The sequence below is a fragment of the Vitreoscilla stercoraria DSM 513 genome (assembly GCF_000382305.1).
Classification (GTDB): Bacteria; Pseudomonadota; Gammaproteobacteria; order Burkholderiales; family Neisseriaceae; genus Vitreoscilla; species Vitreoscilla stercoraria.
In genome coordinates this window covers 69056-87216 of record NZ_KB908027.1, presented here as the reverse complement: position 1 = coordinate 87216, position 18161 = coordinate 69056, and the positions used below count along the sequence as shown (strand labels likewise).

The window sequence follows — 18161 nt, the reverse complement described above, 5'->3', positions numbered from 1 at the left end:
AAGATGTCACCAGAAAATAGAAAAGACTTGTTAAGAACAAAAATGCCCTGAGACCAAGTTCAGGGCATCACAAAACATCATCGGCTCATTAGCTTTGACGCTCTACTTGAGACACATCACGCACCGCACCTGTATCCGCAGAGGTCGTCATTGCTGCGTAAGCACGCAAAGCTGCCGACACATAACGGTCACGATTCACAGGTTTCCAAGCCTCTTTGCCTTTGGCTTCCATTGCTGCACGGCGTTCTACCAATACCTCATCTGAAACTTGCAAATTAATACTGCGGTTTGGAATGTCAATTTGAACGGTATCACCTTCTTCAATCAAACCAATCGCACCACCTTCAGCCGCCTCTGGTGAAGCGTGACCAATAGACAAGCCCGAAGTACCGCCTGAGAAACGACCATCGGTCAACAAAGCACATGCTTTGCCCAAACCTTTGGATTTCAAATAAGACGTTGGATACAACATTTCTTGCATACCAGGGCCGCCTTTAGGGCCTTCGTAGCGAATGATAACAATGTCGCCTGCCACAATGTGATCGGCCAAAATGGCTTCTACTGCCGCATCTTGGCTTTCAAACACACGAGCGCGGCCTGTAAATTGCCAAATGCTTTCGTCCACACCAGCCGTTTTCACCACACAACCGCGCTCAGCAATATTACCAAACAATACCGCTAAACCACCTTCTTTAGAATACGCATGTTCTGCATCACGAATACAGCCGTTTGCACGGTCAGTATCCAAGCTTGGCCATGAACGGCTTTGGCTAAATGCCTCAGTCGTGCGCACGCCACCTGGCGCGGCACTAAAGCGTACATGCGCTTCGCTGTCTGCTGCGGTTGTCATGATGTCCCATTTGGCTAAGGCATCGCCCAAAGTCGCTGCATGTACCGTGTGTGCATCGGTATGAAGCAAGCCAGCACGATTCAATTCCGCCAAAATCGCCAACACCCCACCGGCACGGTGAACGTCTTCCATGTGGTATTTTTGTGTGGCAGGCGCAACCTTACTCAAACAAGGCACTTTGCGGCTCAATTGGTCGATGTCGGTCATTTTAAAGTCCACGCCCGCTTCGTTCGCAGCTGCCAACAAATGCAAAATGGTGTTGGTTGAACCACCCATGGCAATATCCAACGCCATCGCGTTTTCAAACGCATTTTTCGTCGCAATCGAGCGAGGCAACACAGAAGCATCGTCTTGTTCATAATAACGCTTGGCCAAATCCACAATGCGGCGACCTGCTTCTAAAAACAACTCTTTGCGGAATGCATGTGTGGCGAGCAACGAACCATTACCCGGCAATGACAAGCCCAAAGCTTCGGTCAAACAATTCATCGAGTTGGCGGTAAACATGCCCGAGCAAGAACCACACGTTGGACAAGCCGAACGCTCAATTTTCGCCACATCTTCATCAGATACTTGGTCATTGGCAGCTTCTACCATTGCATCGACCAAATCCAATTTGCGGATTTCGCCTTCGATGATTTGACCTTGCGCATTGGCAATGCCAATGACTTTGCCCGCTTCCATAGGGCCACCTGACACGAAAATCGTTGGTATGTTCAAGCGCATCGCAGCCATCAACATCCCTGGGGTGATTTTGTCACAGTTGGAAATGCACACCATCGCATCGGCGCAATGGGCATTGACCATATATTCCACGCTATCGGCAATCAAATCACGCGATGGCAAGCTGTACAACATGCCACCATGACCCATCGCAATGCCATCGTCCACCGCAATGGTATTGAATTCTTTGGCAATGCCACCCGCCGCTTCAATTTCGCGCGCCACCATTTGACCCAAATCTTTTAAATGCACATGGCCTGGTACAAATTGGGTGAATGAATTGGCAATGGCGATGATTGGTTTACCAAAATCACCATCTTGCATGCCAGTGGCGCGCCACAAAGCGCGAGCACCAGCCATATTGCGACCGTGGGTAGAGGTACGAGAACGATATTGAGGCATGTTACACAATCCTTATTATATTAAAGACAGCTGACTGCTGATGATTGATTTCATTGTAACACCGAGGAGCAGACTTGTTGATAGCCGCACCAACATGCTTATTTTTTATACAAAATACAAAATACCATTTATTTTAAAATATTAAAAATATAAATCCTTTGTTTTTTCAATATATAAAACTTTCATCCAAAATAAACCCATTTATGCCACATTCAAAAATCATCAAACTACCAATCCTCTCATAATTATGATTCAAAGCCCACTGATATTGACCAAGCGTCACCCGATGATTCACAACAATCACAATATTAAAATGCCAGAATCATTCCCTTCATTCACATCAAAAAAAGCGTCCTGTAAATGTTTACAGGACGCTTTTTATCTGCAAAATGACTGTTCAAACCATTTAACGCATATTATCGTTCGACTCTTCTTCTTTGCGCACCATTTCAGAAACCACTGTTTTTTTACTTTTGGTACGGCGGCGTGGTCTGGCCAAAATCGGATGGGCAATCTGCTTCAAGTCTTTTTCCATGTCGCCCAACGCAATTTCCAAAGCATGACAAGACAAAATCAACTCATACATCGAAATCAACAATGACACCACCAAACAAGACAAACTGATCGTGAACAAACTCACGCCCCAAAATTGACTTTCAAAAAACAAAGCAATGATGCTGGCAATACTAAGCATGATACAAGCCACGCCAAACATTTGCATGTTACGCACCATGATGACGCGCCGCTGCAAATTGTCAATTTGCAATAACAAAGAATCATCAGGATGTTGTTGGTATTCGTGCGTCAAATTGCGAATGACCGTCGACACACCTAAAAATCGATTGGTGTAAGCCAACATAATCAATGAGATGGCTGGAAAAATCAGCGCAGGGGTGGTCATTTGTAAGTCCATATAGATACTTTTCTTTATTTTAAAATATTAAAACCCATTGGTTTGTCACAAAGTTTCAGTGTCGCTGTGAGTAATACCATCCAAACGGGCTTGCAAACGCTCTACTTGCTTTTTCAATGCCATGATTTCAGCACGGGTATTCTTAATCATCTGCATCAAACCCGCACAAACCACACCCAAAATAATCAAATTCAACACAAACAAAGTAAACATCTTTCATCCCAACTCAAATACAAAAATCTTGACCAAAATCCAATTGCTGCACTGCAATAAAAATACCACAAACCACCATCACACACCACTAGCTTCTGTCCATTGAGCAGACACAAACTGTGTGAATATCAAACCTATTGGCATCATATCTTGCCATGTTTGGCAAACAAATTCAAAACCCTACAAAAAAGCCATCTTGCTGTGAAGCAAGATGGCTTAAAAATCTAAAAGAGGTCAAACCAATTTATTTTAATTCAACCACTTCTTGACCAAACAAAGCCGCAGCGGTGCGCAACATTTGGCAGCTAAAGCCCCATTCATTGTCATACCAAGCCAATACTTTGACCATATTGCCGTTAGACACTTTGGTCAAAGTCGAATCGAAAGTTGAACCTTCGGTAGAATGGTTAAAGTCGGTTGAAACCAATGGCAAAGTATTGAAGCCCAAAACATGTTTCATACTGCCTTCAGCAGCGGCTTTGACAATGGCATTGACTTCATCAACAGATGTATCGCGACCGGCTTCAAACGTCAAATCTACCAATGACACGTTAATGGTCGGCACACGCACAGCAAAACCATCCAATTTGCCATTCAAATCAGGCAATACCAAACCCACGGCTTTGGCAGCGCCTGTTTTGGTCGGAATCATGTTTTCAGTAGCAGAACGCGCACGACGCAAGTCTTTGTGACGCACGTCGGTTAATACTTGGTCATTGGTGAACGCATGAATCGTGGTCATCAAGCCTTTTTGAATGCCCAATGCATCGTTCAAAGCTTTGGCAACAGGTGCCAAACAGTTGGTGGTGCAAGACGCGTTAGACACAACCGTCATGTCAGCAGTCAATACGTCATGGTTCACACCATAAACCACAGTAGCATCCACATCATCGCCACCTGGCGCTGAAATCAAAACTTTTTTTGCACCTGCATCAATGTGTGCTTGGCATTTTGCTTTGGTGGTGAACGCACCTGTACACTCCAAAACCAAATCCACATTCAATTCGCCCCAAGGCAATTCAGCTGGATTGCGAGTAGAGAAAAACGGAATCACATCACCATTGATGACCAAAGCATTGTCTTGATGAGTCACTTCTGCACCAAAACGGCCGTGTACGGTGTCAAACTTGGTCAAATGTGCATTGGTGGCCAAATCGCCAGAAGCATTCACGCCAACGACTTCAAACACATTCGTCAATTTGTAATCGTAAATGGCACGTAAAACTTGGCGGCCGATGCGGCCATAACCGTTGATGGCTACTTTAATCGTCATGGAAAATCCTTAGTTGGTTTAGGAGACACAAAAACGGCGGCAATTATACCAAAAATGTCGCCTTTTGGCTGTCATAAGTTGCAAATGAATTTAAGCGGCTGCAATAAACAGTGCCAAAATACACACCAAACCCACCATCCACGACCCAGAACGCAAAGTCGCCATGTCTTTAATGTACAAGAAAATGTACAGCAAGCGACTCAACACAAACAAAACCGACCAAAAAGTTATCGCAGCTTGCGATGCGCCGCCCGTCATATGTGCAATGATGACAGCTGCGGCAAACGCAGGGAAAATTTCAAATGAATTTTGCTGCGCTGCATTGGCACGCTTGGCTTCGCCTTGCGTGTGCAACATAAAATCACGTGGATTGTGGTTGTCTTGACCTGCAAAACCGCCGACCCGTTTAGCATAAAACGCACACAACCACGGTAAAAACATTGCAATAAACACACACCAATACGCTAAAGTCATGCTAATTTCCTTTGTTTTCAACATCAAAAAGCGTCCCGTAAACCTTTACAGGACGCTCGATGGTTTCAAGAATGTTTCTGTGTTTTTTGACACAAATCCAATAATAAATCTTGCATAGATTGCCATGCCTTGCCATCGGCAGCACCTTTGATTTGACGGTCTATCAGCGCACACTGTTGCAAAGCCATCAAGACGCGTCTGACACCTACACGGCGCAAAGCTTGTTGCGCCCATGCATATTTGTCACCCCACAAACGCAAGTTGCGCCGCAAAATCTGCTCGCTTTCGCCTGAAGACAAACCCGCTTTCAAACGCAACAAAGCACGCAAATCCTCGCTCACCGCCCAAACCACCAACACAGGTTCATCGCCTTCGCTTTGCAAGCTCGCAAGCAATTGCAATACTCGGCTGACATTACCTTGCATCCAAGACTGCGCCAAATCAAACACGTCAAAACGTGCCACATCTGCCACCGCTTGTTGGGCGTCCTGTAAACCCAAACGCGCGCCTGCACCATGCAACAAAGCCAATTTGTCGATTTCTTGCTTAGCCGCCAGCAAATTGCCTTCCACACGCTGCGCCAACACATCCAAAGCATCGGCTGCCATGTGCAATTGGTGTTGCTGCAAACGCTGCTCTATCCAACGAGGCAATTGCGCAGCGCTAACCGCTTTGCATTCCAACACACAAGCGGCCTGTAACCACGCTTGGAACCACTTGCTTTTTTGCTGCGTTTTGTCCATATTGGGCAAAACCAATACCGTGACAGTATCTTCTGCAAAAGCAGCCGCGGCCTGTAACAACGCTTCGGCACCTTCTTTGCCTGGCTTGCCTGTTGGCAAGTGAATTTCAATCAATTTTCGCTCAGAAAACAAACCCATAGATTGCGTCGCTTCACGCAACAACGACCAATCAAAATGGCTATCCACCGTCAAAACCTGACGGTCAAAATATTCTTGTTCTCTGGCAGCAGCACGCAAGGCGTCCACAGCCTCAATGCGCAACAAATCTTCTTCACCAAACACCACATACGCCGCTGGTAATGGCTGTTTTAAACTGGCCATCCAAGCTTGAGCATTCAACAAAGCCACTACTGTCGCACTCGCAAATCAGCTGCATTGACCATGGCAATGCGCAAAATCAACTGCGCAGCCGCCTCACGACGCATGTCTTGCCACAGTTTTTGTTCTTCATCGTCTTTACTTAAAATCTCATTGTCTGAGTATTTCATAAAGCGACGCACTTGCACACTCATCGGCTCAGACACAATCATGCCGCCTTGTTCGATGCGAATGGTGACGTTCAAAGTCATCAAATACTCAGTGGTGGAACCTTCTAAATTCAAAGACTGTGAACGTCTGTCGGTGCTTTCCTCTAAGACACGCAAAATGGCTTGCGATTGAGCTGCATCCACCACTTCTACGTCTTGACGGCGTTTCAATTCGTATTTGATTGGGTTATACATGCCCTTTGCATCTTCAACCGCCCAACGGTGGTAAGGCAATAAAGTGTCGGTCAACTCAACGCCACGCAAATTAAAGCCACAAGCGCTCAATAAAAACAGACAACTCAATATCAGCCATTTTTTCATGTGTGTCCCTTATTAAACCAATTTGGCTTTCATCAAATCTTGCACTTGCGCAGGATTGGCTTTGCCACGGCTGGCTTTCATCACTTGACCGACCAAAGCATTCAAGGCTTTTTCTTTACCCGCTTTGAATTCTTCGACCGATTTAGGATTGGCTGCCAACACTTCGTCAATCATTTTTTCAATGGCGCCAGTGTCATTGATTTGTTGCAAACCATCACGTTCAATGATTTGTTCGGCTGACAAATCGCTGCTCCACAAAGCTTCAAACACTTTTTTCGCCAATTTGCTCGACAAAGTGCCATCGACAATTTTTTTCACTAAACCAGCCAAACGCACCGCGTCAATCGGGCTGTCTGCCAAGGTTTTTTCTTCACGGTTCAATGTTGCTGCCAATTCGCCGTTCATCCAGTTGGCAACCAATTTGCCTTCGCCTGAAGCTTTGGCAGCGGTTTCAAAATAATCCGCCGTGATTTTGGATGTCGTTAACAAACGCGCATCGTATTCGGTGATGCCAAAATCCGCCACAAAACGCTCGGCCATGTCCGCAGGCAATTCTGGCATTTCCGATTTCACACGCGCCAATTGTTCATCAGAAATGATCACAGGCAACAAATCAGGGTCTGGGAAGTAACGGTAATCGTTGGCGTCTTCTTTGGTACGCATCGCGCGGGTTTCGCCTTTTTCAGGGTCCCACAAACGCGTTTGCTGAATCACTTTACCGCCGTCTTCAATCAATTCGATTTGACGCTCAACTTCGTAATTGATGGCCGCTTCCAAAAAGCGGAATGAGTTCAAGTTTTTGATTTCGCAACGCGTGCCAAATTCAGCCTGACCTACAGGACGCACCGACACGTTCGCATCAATACGGAACGAACCTTCGGCCATATTGCCGTCACAAATATCCAACCAAGTGACCAAATCATGCATCGCTTTGGCATATGCCACCGCATCGGCTGCGCTGCGCATTTCAGGTTCAGACACCACTTCCAATAAAGGCGTGCCCGCACGGTTCAAATCAATGCCCGTAAAGCCTTGCACCGCATCGTGTACCGATTTGCCCGCATCTTCTTCCATATGCGCACGGGTCACATTGATGGTTTTGAGCGTATCGCCAACGACGATGTCCAATTTGCCATGTTCGACAATCGGATAATCCATTTGGCTGATTTGGTAGCCTTTGGGTAAATCAGGATAAAAATAGTTTTTGCGGTCAAAAATATTGGTTTGATTGATGGTGGCTTTCAAGGCCAAGCCCAATTTGATGCCTTTTTCAATCACCGCACGGTTCATCACCGGCAATGCCCCCGGCATCGCCAAATCCACTACCGATGTATGTGTGTTGGCATCGGCACCAAAAGCTGTGGATGAGCCGCTGAAAATTTTTGATTGTGTGTTCATTTGGACGTGGATTTCCAGTCCAATTACGGTTTCCCAAGTCATATTCTTACTTCCTATTCAGATTACAGGCGTCCTGTAAACGGGTGTTACTTAAAAATCTGGGGGTTATGAAGCCAAATCAGTGGCTTGTTTGAGCAATTTTTTGACAAACACGCCACGACCTTTGGCTTCTTCTGCCTCGCTGACAGAACCCGTGACCACCAATACTTGCTGTGCACGGGTCATGCCTACATACAATACTTTGGCGTCCGACGCAGTGCGTTTGGCTTCTGGTGCCAAGCTGCCCACACCCACCACGACCACATGTGTGAATTCCAAACCTTTAGACGATTGCAACGTCATGATGGCGACGCTGTTGTCGTCTGGCAAATACGCTTTTTTGGCTTTGCTATCGACCAAAATTTGTGTGGCCACATTCACCTGTTTGAAAGCGTCCTGTAAAGGTTTGGCTTGTTCCAAAGTCACCACCAAAATCGCCATTTTGTGCAAAGCCACACCTTCGGCTTGCCAAGAGACTATTTGCTGTTTGGCTTGGGTGATTTCCTCACTGAACGATGGCAGGCGGTAAAACACAGGTTTCGGACCAGACACGCCACCGGACTCAGGTAAAACCAAAGGAATGTGGTCGTCGTCTTTGCTGTCTGCACCGGTTAAATATTCGCTGGCAAACTCATACGCAAAATGCAAAATTTCACGCGTATTGCGGTAATTCATTTTCAAAATCGAAGTGCGGCCTTGTGCTTTGATGCCGACACTGGACAAAGTAAAATTCAAACCACCACGACGGTAAATCGATTGTGCATCGTCGTATAACAATAACAAATTGCCATCGTCTATATCCACCATTTTGGCCACAGCTTGCAGCCACTCAGGCTCAAAATCGTGGCCTTCATCTATCATTACTGCGCCATATTGTTCACGTGAAATCCTACCATCTTCCACCGCCGCCAACATAGTGGCAACTTGGCGTTTGTAAATCGGCTCAGAGCCTTCGATGGTAGCAATATGGTGTTTTTTCAGTTGCTCAATACACCAACCATTAAAATGGTGGACTTGGACTTTGTCGCCCAAGCCTTTATTTTGCAACATCGTCTTTAATTTGACCGCCAAAACAACGTTGTAACACAAGACCAAAATCGGTTTGCTCAACATTTGCGCCAAATATTGACAATGGTAAGCCAAAATCAAGGTTTTTCCCGAACCTGCCACACCATGAATCACCCGATGTCCCGCACCCAAATTGCGTGCCAATTGCTCTTGCTGCAAATCCATGACTTTGATTTTATCAGGCAAAGACATGGCACTAGCGTCCTGTAAAACCTCTAGCGATGGCTCATCATCAAACAAATTGGTTTGTGACAATTGCAAATCAATGCGCAATTCTGGATACAAATGCCAACGCACACGGTTGATTTCGTCCTCACTCAAACGCTGCCCAAATTGATACGGGAACATGTCCCACAATTTGTTTTGAAATGCCTCGTCATCCACATCATCACGCAAATCTTCTTGGTACAACACCAAATGGTCGGGTAAGACCAAATTGCGGCTGTCTTCGGGCAAGGCATTTTCCATTTGACTGCGCAAGACTTTGGAAAAAATCACCCCACAACCATACGGCATTTTCAATTGTCCCAAACGATGGGCGGCCGTTTGCTGTAAAACAGGGTCGGCTTTCAATTGATTGACCAAGGCAAAAGCACAACCACGCACTTGTGCCAAAGGATTGGGATCGGTGCGCAAACCATTGCTGGTTAAGCGTTGAATGTCATTGGGATTGATGGATTTGAAAGTTTTCAGCTCCCAATCTTTCACCTCCAAAAACAACAAGCCTTTTTGCGGATGCAACACGATGAAATCAGGATAGCGGCGTTTTTTGCCCACTGCCACGTCATACCACACCAAACATTCATCGCCTAATTTGCGTCGCAAAACCTCTGCCACACGCCGCTCACCTGCCGTACCGCGACCTTTGAGTTGATTCAAATTGGGGATAATGATGGCCATAAGCGCGACGTCCTAAGCATGAAAACAGGTTTAAGGAATACTACTTGTCCAATAGATGTTTACAGGACGCTTAAAACAGCGTCCTGTAAACACGATGAATACCTTACGCAGGTGTGCGTGTGTGGTAGTCACTGTTCAATTGGATTTGATGTGCCACGTTTAACAATTTGGCTTCCGCAAAATAATTGCCAAACAATTGCATGCCAATTGGCAAACCGTCTTGACTGAAGCCTGCTGGTACGCTGATGCCCGGCAAACCCGCCAAATTCAACGATGTCGTAAACACATCACTCAAATACATTTGTACGGGGTCTTTGGTTTGACTGCCAATGGCAGGGGCTGCCGTTGGTGAAGCTGGCGCCAAAATCACATCGCATTGCTCAAAAGCGGCCTGAAAGTCATTCGACACCAAGCGACGCAATTGTTGTGCTTTAACGTAATAGGCATCGTAATAACCATGTGACAATACATAAGTACCCATCATGATGCGACGTTTCACTTCTTCGCCAAAACCTTCAGCGCGGTTTTTGCTGTAAAACTCATCCAAAGACTCAAAACTATCAGTGCGATGACCATAACGCACGCCATCAAAACGTGACAAATTGGTCGACGCTTCGGCTGTCGCAATCACATAATACGCAGGAATCACAAATTCGGTTTGACGCAAGCTGATGTCTACCATTTGTGCACCCAAAGATTTGAGCAAATCAACGGTATTTTGCACGGTTGCCGCCACATCTGCATTCAGGCCGCCTTCTAAATACTCTTTTGGCAAACCCACGCGCAAACCGGTCAATGGCAAGTTCAAATCGCGCATATAATCTTCTTTGGCACGCTCCAAACTGGTCGAGTCACGTTCATCAAAGCCTGCCATCGCATTCAACAGCAAAGCGCAATCTTCTGCCGTTTGTGCCATCGGACCGGCTTGATCCAAACTCGAAGCATAAGCGACCATACCAAAACGGCTGATAATGCCATAAGTGGGTTTGATACCTGTCACACCGCAATGCGCCGCAGGTTGACGAATAGAGCCGCCTGTATCTGAACCCAAAGCCGCAGGTGCCAAACGAGCCGCCACAGCCGCAGCAGAGCCTCCACTTGAGCCGCCCGGAACGTGATTTAAATTCCACGGGTTGCGTGTGATGCCAAAGAAAGATGACTCACTGGTAGAACCCATGGCAAACTCATCCATGTTCACTTTACCCAAGCTGACCATGCCATGGTTGCGCACGTTTTGTACTACGTGTGCGGTATAAGGGGCGATAAAGTTCTCTAACATCTTCGAACCACAAGACGTCGTCCAACCTTCTTCACAGAAATTGGCCTTGACCGCAATAGGCACACCTGTGAGCAAACTGTCGGTGCCACTTTGCAAACGCTCATCTGCTTTTTGCGCTTGCGCTAAAGTTCTGTCTGCATCCAAATGAATGTAAGCATTGATTGCTGGATTGTGTTCTTGAATTTGATTTAAGTAATCTTGTGCCAACTCAGTGGCTGAAATTTGTTTGCTTTGCAACAAATCGCTGCATTGCTTCACGCTTAATGGTTTCATGTCGCTGTCTCTTTGCGCGGTTTAATCAATGACTTTAGGGACCAAATACAGGCCGTCTTGAACAAGTGGTGCATGCTCTTGGTAGCGTTCACGCTGGTTGCTTTCGCTTACCACATCGTCACGCAAGCGCAAAGCCACTTCATGTGGATGGCGCATAGGCTCAACACCCTCAGTAGGAATGGCTTGCATTTTCTCAAGCATGGTAAAGACATTGTTCAATTGAATTTCCACAGCATTCAACTCTTCATCGCTTAAATGCAAGCGGGACAAGCGTGCAATTTTTTGCACATCACTGGTGGTTAACGCCATGAGAATATCCTTCACCTTCAATAGTATTTAAATAATACGTTAAACTGGCAGCCTGATGCTTAGCAAGCGGCATAAACTCAGGTATGATACACGCTTTTGGTTTTAGGCTACCGTTACAGGCGAGAATTATAACCGATTTTCACCAATGGGTAAGCCTTAGCCTGCTATACTGCATTGCAGCAAATCACTTGCTTATTAAATATTAATCACGGACCAATTAACCCTTTCAGGAAACTCCGATGTTGCGCTTTTTAACCCGCTTTTTTTCAAACGATTTAGCCATTGACCTTGGCACTGCTAACACTCTGATCTACATCAAAGGCAAAGACATCGTCTTAAACGAGCCGTCGGTTGTCGCCATGCACATCAATCCAAATTCCAACAAAGACGAAACATTGGCCGTAGGCACAGATGCGAAAAAAATGTTGGGTCGTACACCAGGCTCGATTCAAGCCATTCGTCCAATGAAAGACGGTGTGATTGCTGACTTCAATGTGACCGAACGCATGTTGAAAGCTTTTATTCGCAAAGTGAATAACGGCAAACTGTCTGCACCGCCTCGCATCGTCATTTGTGTACCTTGTGGTTCAACCCAAGTAGAACGCAAAGCCATTCGCGACTCAGCCTTAGCTGCAGGTGCTTCTAGCGTGAATTTGATTGAAGAGCCTATGGCTGCGGCTATTGGTGCAGGCTTACCGATTGAAGAACCAACAGGTTCTATGGTGGTGGATATTGGTGGCGGCACCACTGAAGTAGGTGTTGTGTCTTTGAGTGGCTTGGTTTATTCACACTCTATTCGTGTGGGCGGCGATGCATTTGATGAAGCCATCATCAACTATGTGCGTCGTAACTACGGTATGTTGATTGGTGAAGCCACTGCTGAACAAATCAAAAAAGAAATCGGTACGGCTTTTCCTGGTGCTGAAGTGCGTGAAATCGAAGTCAAAGGTCGTAACTTGGCTGAAGGCATTCCGCGTTCATTCACCATCACATCTAATGAAGTTTTGGAAGCTTTGTCTGAACCTTTGAACCAAATCGTACAAGCGGTGAAAAATGCTTTGGAACAAACCCCACCAGAATTAGGTGGTGACATTGCAGAACGTGGTCCTGTTTTGACTGGTGGCGGTGCTTTATTGCGCGACATCGACCGTTTATTGGCAGAAGAAACTGGCTTGCCTGTTAACATTGCAGACGATCCCTTGACTTGTGTGGCACGCGGCTCTGGCTTGGCTTTAGATAAAATTGGTAAATTAAATTCCATTTTTGTGGTCAATCCTTAATATATCGTCATTAATATATCGTCATTTTTGAATATAGTCATTGTAGATGTCTGAATCATTACAATTTAACCAACGACGCCTGCACCCACTAACCAAGTTGGTGCTCTTGGTGTTGTTGGCTTCTATCTTGCTCATCACCGACAAACGTGTCGATGCGGTGAAGCAAATGCGCAGCCAATTGGCCAGCATTTTTTATCCCATTCAATGGGCTGCTAACCAACCTGTCAATTGGTATAACAGCCTTAACCAACATTTTGCAGAACAAAATCAATTGGTACAAACCAATCAAGCTTTGCATGCCGAAAATGCCCGTTTGAAAACTGAGTTAAGCCAATTAAAAGGCATCAACAACAGTGTCGATGAAATCACTGCCAATGAGCGCCTGAAAGATTTGCTGTCCTTACCCACCACCGATGCCAAAATCGTCCATGTGGGCATAGAACCTTTTCCGACACATTATTTATTGGACAAAGGCAGCCAACACGGTGTTCAGGTCGGTCAAGCAGTCGTGACGGCTGCAGGTCTATTAGGGCAAATTACGTCTGTGGGTAACCGACATTCTGAATTGACTTTGCTCAACAATGCGCAAAACGTCATTCCTGTTATGGTCGCTCGTACGGGTGTACGCAGCTTGTTGTATGGCAATTTAGAAGACTTGGAATTGCGCTACTTCCCTGTCAGCGCCGATTTGCAAAAAGACGATGTTTTGGTCACATCAGGCATGGACAATGTGTATCCAGCGGGCATTCCCGTAGCCACAATTACCTCGATTACCCCTACTAGCGGCACCCCTTTCTACAAAACAACCACAGCAGCCACGGCCAATTTGACCAGCGTGCGCTCAGTTTTGATTTTAGAAAGCAAGCCGGTTGTTTATTTGAATGAAGCTGAATCAGCCAATGTTGCGACTGCATCCGCCGTCTCTGCTGCATCTGCGCCTATTAAGACCGAAAGTGCTCCTGCTCCATGACCGCATACAGCTCTTCTAATCCATATAAAGTTTCAGGACGCTTTATCACCACAACATTTGTTGCGGCGATTATGTTTGACTTGATTGCTTGGCCAAGAGAGTATTTTTTCTGGCTGCCTGAAGCATGCTTATTGGTATTGATTTATTGGGTTTTACACCGACCTGAAAGCATCAATATTGGCATCGCCTTTTGTATCGGCTTGGTGATGGATTTGTCTTTAAGCTCACCCTTAGGACAACATGCCATCAGTTACAGCATTATTGCTTTTTTAGCCAGCCAGCAACACCGACAACTCTTGCTATACCATTATGGTTTCCAAGCCATTGCCGTAGGTGGTTTTTTCTTATTACACGCAGGCATTATGATATTGGTGCGTCTGTTTTATGACCAAATCTTTTACGGTTGGTTGTATTTCACGCCTGCCATTACGGTGGCCATATTATGGCCTTTACTTAACACATTGATGGTTGGCATCATGCATTGGCGGCAAAATAAACGATGAAATCTTTGCGTGAATACCAAAGCAGATTCAAACAAAGAAACCAACGTGACTTCCAATTGCGCCTTTTGGTTTCCTTTGTTGTTGTGCTGATTTTAAGTGTGGTTTTGATTGTGCGTTTTGCTTATTTACAAGTTGAAAAACACGATGAATTCGTGCAACGAGCTACCAGCAACCGCGTTTCTGTCATTCCGACACCACCTATTCGAGGTGAAATTACTGACGTCAATGGCGTCGTTTTGGCACGCAATTATCCTGCTTATTCTTTGGAAATCATCCCAAGCAAAATCGAAAGCAAATTCGATGATTTGGTGGTGCAATTACAAAAATATGTCACGGTTTCTGACGCAGATATCAAGCGTTACCGCCGCATGCGCGCGCAAAGTCGTGCTTATGAAAACATTCCTTTGAAATTGAAACTGTCTATCGACGAAGCCAGTGCTTTGGCACCAGAGCTGTATCAATTTCCGGGCGTTGAAATCAATGCTCGTACGTTCCGTGAATACCCTTATGGCAAGCTCACCGCTCATATCTTAGGTTATATTGGCCGTATTAGCACCAAAGACTTGGATAAACTCAGTGAAGACGGTCGTCAAGATTTGTACCGAGGTACCACACATATTGGCAAACTTGGTTTGGAATCCTATTACGAGCCTCAATTACATGGTATCCCGGGCATGCAAGAAGTGGAAAAAGATGCCACAGGTAATATTGTCCGCGTCCTGAACAAAATGCCAGCGCAAACAGGGCAAACCTTGCGTTTGGCTTTGGATATTCGTGTACAACAAGAAGCTGACCGTTTGCTTGGTAACCGTCGTGGTGCGGTGGTGGCCATCGACCCACAAACAGGCGGTATTTTGGCCTTGGTATCCAAGCCAACGTTTGACCCCAATTTGTTCATTGACGGCATTGATACCGAGTCGTGGAAAGCTTTGAATGAGAACTGGGAAACACCCATGCTCAATCGCACCACGCAAGGTTTATATCCACCAGGCTCAACCTTCAAACCTTTCATGGCCATGGCCATGTTAGAAAGCGGCAAGTTGACCCAAACCAGTATTGTGCCCGCTCCTGGTGCATGGAGTATTCCTGGCACCAAACACGTGTACCGCGATTCGGTAAAATCCGGTTACGCCCCAATGAATTTACAACGTGCCATTACGGTTTCATCCGATACCTTCTTTTACCGCATCGGTTATGAAATGGGTATTAATATGGTAGCGCCCCACTTAAGACGCTTTGGCTTGGGTGAGCGCACTGGCATTGATTTGCCCAATGAAAATCGTGGCATTTTGCCTACCAAAGAATGGAAAGCCGAACGCTTCAAAAAAGGCAAGCCGCGAGAACGCGAATGGCATCCTTCAGAAATGGTGTCTATTAGTATTGGACAAGGTTATAACACTTATACTCCTTTACAAATGGCACATGCCACAGCCACTTTGGCCAATAATGGTGTGTCTTTCAGGCCGCATGTGGTCAAAGAATTACACAACCATCAAACGCGTGAAATCACTTTGGTCGATCCCAAACCTGAAGCTGTTTTGCCCTACCAACAAAACAATTTTAACTATGTCAAACAAGGCATGCAAAACGTGTTGCGACCAGGTGGTACTGCTTGGCGTGTGGGATCAGGCTTGCAATACAGTATGGCAGGCAAAACAGGAACGGCACAGGTGAAAAGTATTGCACAAGGGGCAACATACAATGCCGCAGCCTTGGCGGAACGTCACCGTGACCACGCTTGGTTTATTGCCTTTGCACCTGTGGAAAATCCTAAAATTGCCATTGCCGTGATTTTAGAAAATGGTGGTTGGGGTGCCACTGCCGCTCCGATTGCTCGCCAGCTTTCTGATTTTTACTTATTGAAAGTTTTAGGCAACAAAGGTTCTAGCGATGATTTGCGCATACCACAAGCCAATACTGTCTTGGCAGACGAAACCTTAATTTCCAGCAACAGTAAAGACAATAAAACCACCCACGCGCAAACTTCTTTACAGGCCGCTTTCCAATCTGCACAAAAAATACCTCGTGCAGCATCAGGTGTGACCCCATGACTTCCAATCACCCACTCAAACGCTTATACGATATTTTTATCGCACCTATGGATCGATGGTTATTACTGTCTATCTTAATCATTTACATCATGAGCTTGTTTTTGCTCTATTCTGCTGACGGTGGCCAATTTTTCCAATTAGAGAAAAAAACCCTACATACTTTCCTAGGCTTCATGCTGTTGTGGGGCTTATCGCGTATCAAACCGCAAATGCTCGCGAGCTTGGCTTTGCCAGCGTATATTGGTGGCGTCATTTTATTATTGGGCGTAGAGTTTTTTGGTGTCAGCGTCAACGGTGCCAAGCGCTGGTTGGACATCGGTCCCTTGCGCATTCAACCTTCTGAAATCATGAAAATTGGTTTACCCATGATGGTGGCAGCTTATTTTCAACGCTATGATACCGAATTGCGTTGGTACCATTATTTAGGTGCTTTGGGCATTATTGGTCTGCCTGTAGGTTTGATTTTAGACCAACCTGATTTGGGTACAGCCGTATTGATTGGCGCATCTGGTATTTTTGTGATGTTTTTTGCTGGCTTGTCTTGGCGCGTGGTTTTTGTCACCATTGTTTTAGCAGTCTTATCCATGCCGTTGATGTGGGAATATGGCATGCACGAATACCAACGTGTTCGAGTCAGAACGTTGTTTAATCCCGCAGCAGACCCTTTGGGCGCAGGCTATCACATCATCCAATCCATGATTGCCATTGGTTCAGGCGGCGTGTGGGGCAAAGGATGGCTCAATGGCACACAAACCCATTTAGACTATATTCCTGAGTCCACAACCGACTTTATTTTTGCCGTTTATGCCGAAGAATTTGGTTTGATAGGCAATATTTTATTAGTCGCAGTGTATGTGTTTATTGTCGTTCGTGGTTTGATTATCAGTGCCAATTCGCGCACTTTGTATGAACGTACTGTGGCAGGAGCTTTCACGATGACAGTGTTTTGTTATGCGTTCGTGAATATTGGCATGGTCAGCGGCATTTTGCCTGTGGTGGGCGTGCCTTTGCCTTTGGTCAGCTATGGCGGTACGGCAACTTTATCGGTGATGATTATGCTTGGAATGTTAATGAGTATTCACAGCAATCAAACCCGCGGCAATCAATCCAAATATTAAACTTTGTGCACGCCACAACGACTGTGTTGTGGCAACAAACTTAAATGATAAGGATGGCGTAAAAACGGCTGCACACATCGAGTTAATTGTGGCAGCCGTTTTTGTAAAGCATCGACCTGTAAATATGTAGCCGCAAAATAATGAGCAACGACTTCCGCTTGTTGCTCCATATTCAATTGGGCAAACGCAGGCAAATCTTGCCCTTCTTGCCAATAACGGTAAGCACGGGCATGAACATATCCCGCTTGGCCAAACAAACAAACACCTGACAATAAAACCGAAAACCCACGTTGGTATTGCCACACATGCGTCATTTCATGCATGAACCATATTTTCAAATGCACGGGTGCTTGTGAAAAATCGGCGCAATACGCCGATTTGGGAAAGTAAATACAACCATTGGGTGCCACGGCTGCACGGCTGAAAGTTTGCCACCAAGCACCAAAGACCAAACGCACAGAGGCATAATCAACAGCGTCCTGAAACATCCAACGCGCCAATTGCATTTCGCCCGTGGTCAATTTACGCTTCATT

At 45.9% G+C, this 18161-nt stretch carries 17 protein-coding genes; 5 read left to right on the top strand and 12 right to left on the bottom strand.

Annotated elements, in window-relative coordinates; all coding sequences use genetic code 11:
• Window positions 1–88: 88 nt before the first annotated feature.
• From ilvD to gatC, 11 genes are all read right to left on the bottom strand, one after another.
• Window positions 89–1975 (bottom strand): dihydroxy-acid dehydratase, encoded by a 1887-nt coding sequence (gene ilvD / locus H150_RS0108875; RefSeq protein WP_019958704.1) that lies wholly within the window; start codon window positions 1973–1975, stop codon window positions 89–91.
• Between the two features lie 406 nt (window positions 1976–2381).
• Complete coding sequence (locus H150_RS14130) at window positions 2382–2876, bottom strand: DUF2721 domain-containing protein (RefSeq protein ID WP_169708873.1); 495 nt, start codon at window positions 2874–2876, stop codon at window positions 2382–2384.
• 57 nt (window positions 2877–2933) lie between these two features.
• Window positions 2934–3101 carry a Sec-independent protein translocase family protein gene (locus H150_RS15110; RefSeq protein WP_019958702.1) on the bottom strand — a complete coding sequence of 56 codons (168 nt, stop codon included), beginning with the start codon at window positions 3099–3101 and terminating at the stop codon, window positions 2934–2936.
• A gap of 244 nt (window positions 3102–3345) precedes the next feature.
• Window positions 3346–4374 carry a type I glyceraldehyde-3-phosphate dehydrogenase gene (gap, locus tag H150_RS0108860; RefSeq protein ID WP_019958701.1) on the bottom strand — a complete coding sequence of 343 codons (1029 nt, stop codon included), beginning with the start codon at window positions 4372–4374 and terminating at the stop codon, window positions 3346–3348.
• Window positions 4375–4464: 90 nt separating this feature from the next.
• Window positions 4465–4848 carry an MAPEG family protein gene (locus H150_RS0108855; RefSeq protein WP_019958700.1) on the bottom strand — a complete coding sequence of 128 codons (384 nt, stop codon included), beginning with the start codon at window positions 4846–4848 and terminating at the stop codon, window positions 4465–4467.
• A 65-nt stretch (window positions 4849–4913) separates the two neighbouring features.
• Window positions 4914–5912: a DNA polymerase III subunit delta gene (gene holA, locus H150_RS0108850; RefSeq protein WP_026353609.1), complete on the bottom strand. Its 999-nt coding sequence runs from the start codon at window positions 5910–5912 to the stop codon at window positions 4914–4916.
• A gap of 26 nt (window positions 5913–5938) precedes the next feature.
• Window positions 5939–6439, bottom strand: a complete 501-nt coding sequence (locus H150_RS0108845) for an LPS-assembly lipoprotein LptE (protein WP_019958698.1) — start codon at window positions 6437–6439, stop codon at window positions 5939–5941.
• 12 nt (window positions 6440–6451) lie between these two features.
• Window positions 6452–7879 (bottom strand): Asp-tRNA(Asn)/Glu-tRNA(Gln) amidotransferase subunit GatB, encoded by a 1428-nt coding sequence (gene gatB, locus H150_RS0108840; protein ID WP_019958697.1) that lies wholly within the window; start codon window positions 7877–7879, stop codon window positions 6452–6454.
• Between the two features lie 63 nt (window positions 7880–7942).
• Window positions 7943–9844, bottom strand: coding sequence for a 3'-5' exonuclease (locus H150_RS0108835; protein ID WP_019958696.1), 1902 nt, complete (start codon window positions 9842–9844; stop codon window positions 7943–7945).
• Window positions 9845–9947: 103 nt separating this feature from the next.
• Window positions 9948–11396, bottom strand: a complete 1449-nt coding sequence (gene gatA / locus H150_RS0108830) for an Asp-tRNA(Asn)/Glu-tRNA(Gln) amidotransferase subunit GatA (RefSeq protein WP_019958695.1) — start codon at window positions 11394–11396, stop codon at window positions 9948–9950.
• 21 nt (window positions 11397–11417) lie between these two features.
• A complete protein-coding gene (gene gatC, locus H150_RS0108825; RefSeq protein ID WP_019958694.1) occupies window positions 11418–11705 on the bottom strand; it encodes an Asp-tRNA(Asn)/Glu-tRNA(Gln) amidotransferase subunit GatC in 288 nt (95 codons plus the stop codon).
• A gap of 239 nt (window positions 11706–11944) precedes the next feature.
• On the opposite strand from gatC, the gene H150_RS0108820 reads away from it, so the two are divergent.
• From H150_RS0108820 to rodA, 5 genes are read left to right on the top strand one after another with little or no spacing between them, the layout of a single operon-like run.
• The gene (locus tag H150_RS0108820; protein WP_019958693.1) at window positions 11945–12985 is read left to right on the top strand and encodes a rod shape-determining protein; all 1041 of its coding nucleotides are present in this window, start codon (window positions 11945–11947) and stop codon (window positions 12983–12985) included.
• Between the two features lie 46 nt (window positions 12986–13031).
• Window positions 13032–13955 (top strand): rod shape-determining protein MreC, encoded by a 924-nt coding sequence (gene mreC / locus H150_RS0108815; protein WP_019958692.1) that lies wholly within the window; start codon window positions 13032–13034, stop codon window positions 13953–13955.
• The gene (gene mreD, locus H150_RS0108810) at window positions 13952–14458 is read left to right on the top strand and encodes a rod shape-determining protein MreD (RefSeq protein ID WP_051083023.1); all 507 of its coding nucleotides are present in this window, start codon (window positions 13952–13954) and stop codon (window positions 14456–14458) included. The genes mreC and mreD overlap by 4 nt, the downstream gene beginning before the upstream one ends.
• Window positions 14455–16509, top strand: coding sequence for a penicillin-binding protein 2 (gene mrdA, locus H150_RS0108805; protein WP_019958690.1), 2055 nt, complete (start codon window positions 14455–14457; stop codon window positions 16507–16509). The genes mreD and mrdA overlap by 4 nt, the downstream gene beginning before the upstream one ends.
• Window positions 16506–17627 (top strand): rod shape-determining protein RodA, encoded by a 1122-nt coding sequence (gene rodA, locus H150_RS0108800; protein ID WP_026353607.1) that lies wholly within the window; start codon window positions 16506–16508, stop codon window positions 17625–17627. Before mrdA ends, rodA begins: the two co-directional genes overlap by 4 nt.
• On the opposite strand, the gene H150_RS14125 is transcribed toward rodA, so the two are convergent.
• Window positions 17624–18160, bottom strand: a complete 537-nt coding sequence (locus H150_RS14125; protein WP_019958688.1) for a hypothetical protein — start codon at window positions 18158–18160, stop codon at window positions 17624–17626. The two genes, rodA and H150_RS14125, sit on opposite strands and share 4 nt — an antisense overlap.
• Between the last annotated feature and the right edge of the window lies 1 nt (window position 18161).

Bases quoted from the DNA above. Each gene is read 5' to 3' on its own strand.
- ilvD (WP_019958704.1), bottom strand. From the start codon at position 1,975: ATGCCTCAATATCGTTCTCGTACCTCTACCCACGGTCGCAATATGGCT.
- H150_RS14130 (WP_169708873.1), bottom strand. From the start codon at position 2,876: ATGACCACCCCTGCGCTGATTTTTCCAGCCATCTCATTGATTATGTTG.
- H150_RS15110 (WP_019958702.1), bottom strand. From the start codon at position 3,101: ATGTTTACTTTGTTTGTGTTGAATTTGATTATTTTGGGTGTGGTTTGT.
- gap (WP_019958701.1), bottom strand. From the start codon at position 4,374: ATGACGATTAAAGTAGCCATCAACGGTTATGGCCGCATCGGCCGCCAA.
- H150_RS0108855 (WP_019958700.1), bottom strand. From the start codon at position 4,848: ATGACTTTAGCGTATTGGTGTGTGTTTATTGCAATGTTTTTACCGTGG.
- holA (WP_026353609.1), bottom strand. From the start codon at position 5,912: ATGGCCAGTTTAAAACAGCCATTACCAGCGGCGTATGTGGTGTTTGGT.
- H150_RS0108845 (WP_019958698.1), bottom strand. From the start codon at position 6,439: ATGAAAAAATGGCTGATATTGAGTTGTCTGTTTTTATTGAGCGCTTGT.
- gatB (WP_019958697.1), bottom strand. From the start codon at position 7,879: ATGACTTGGGAAACCGTAATTGGACTGGAAATCCACGTCCAAATGAAC.
- H150_RS0108835 (WP_019958696.1), bottom strand. From the start codon at position 9,844: ATGGCCATCATTATCCCCAATTTGAATCAACTCAAAGGTCGCGGTACG.
- gatA (WP_019958695.1), bottom strand. From the start codon at position 11,396: ATGAAACCATTAAGCGTGAAGCAATGCAGCGATTTGTTGCAAAGCAAA.
- gatC (WP_019958694.1), bottom strand. From the start codon at position 11,705: ATGGCGTTAACCACCAGTGATGTGCAAAAAATTGCACGCTTGTCCCGC.
- H150_RS0108820 (WP_019958693.1), top strand. From the start codon at position 11,945: ATGTTGCGCTTTTTAACCCGCTTTTTTTCAAACGATTTAGCCATTGAC.
- mreC (WP_019958692.1), top strand. From the start codon at position 13,032: ATGTCTGAATCATTACAATTTAACCAACGACGCCTGCACCCACTAACC.
- mreD (WP_051083023.1), top strand. From the start codon at position 13,952: ATGACCGCATACAGCTCTTCTAATCCATATAAAGTTTCAGGACGCTTT.
- mrdA (WP_019958690.1), top strand. From the start codon at position 14,455: ATGAAATCTTTGCGTGAATACCAAAGCAGATTCAAACAAAGAAACCAA.
- rodA (WP_026353607.1), top strand. From the start codon at position 16,506: ATGACTTCCAATCACCCACTCAAACGCTTATACGATATTTTTATCGCA.
- H150_RS14125 (WP_019958688.1), bottom strand. From the start codon at position 18,160: ATGAAGCGTAAATTGACCACGGGCGAAATGCAATTGGCGCGTTGGATG.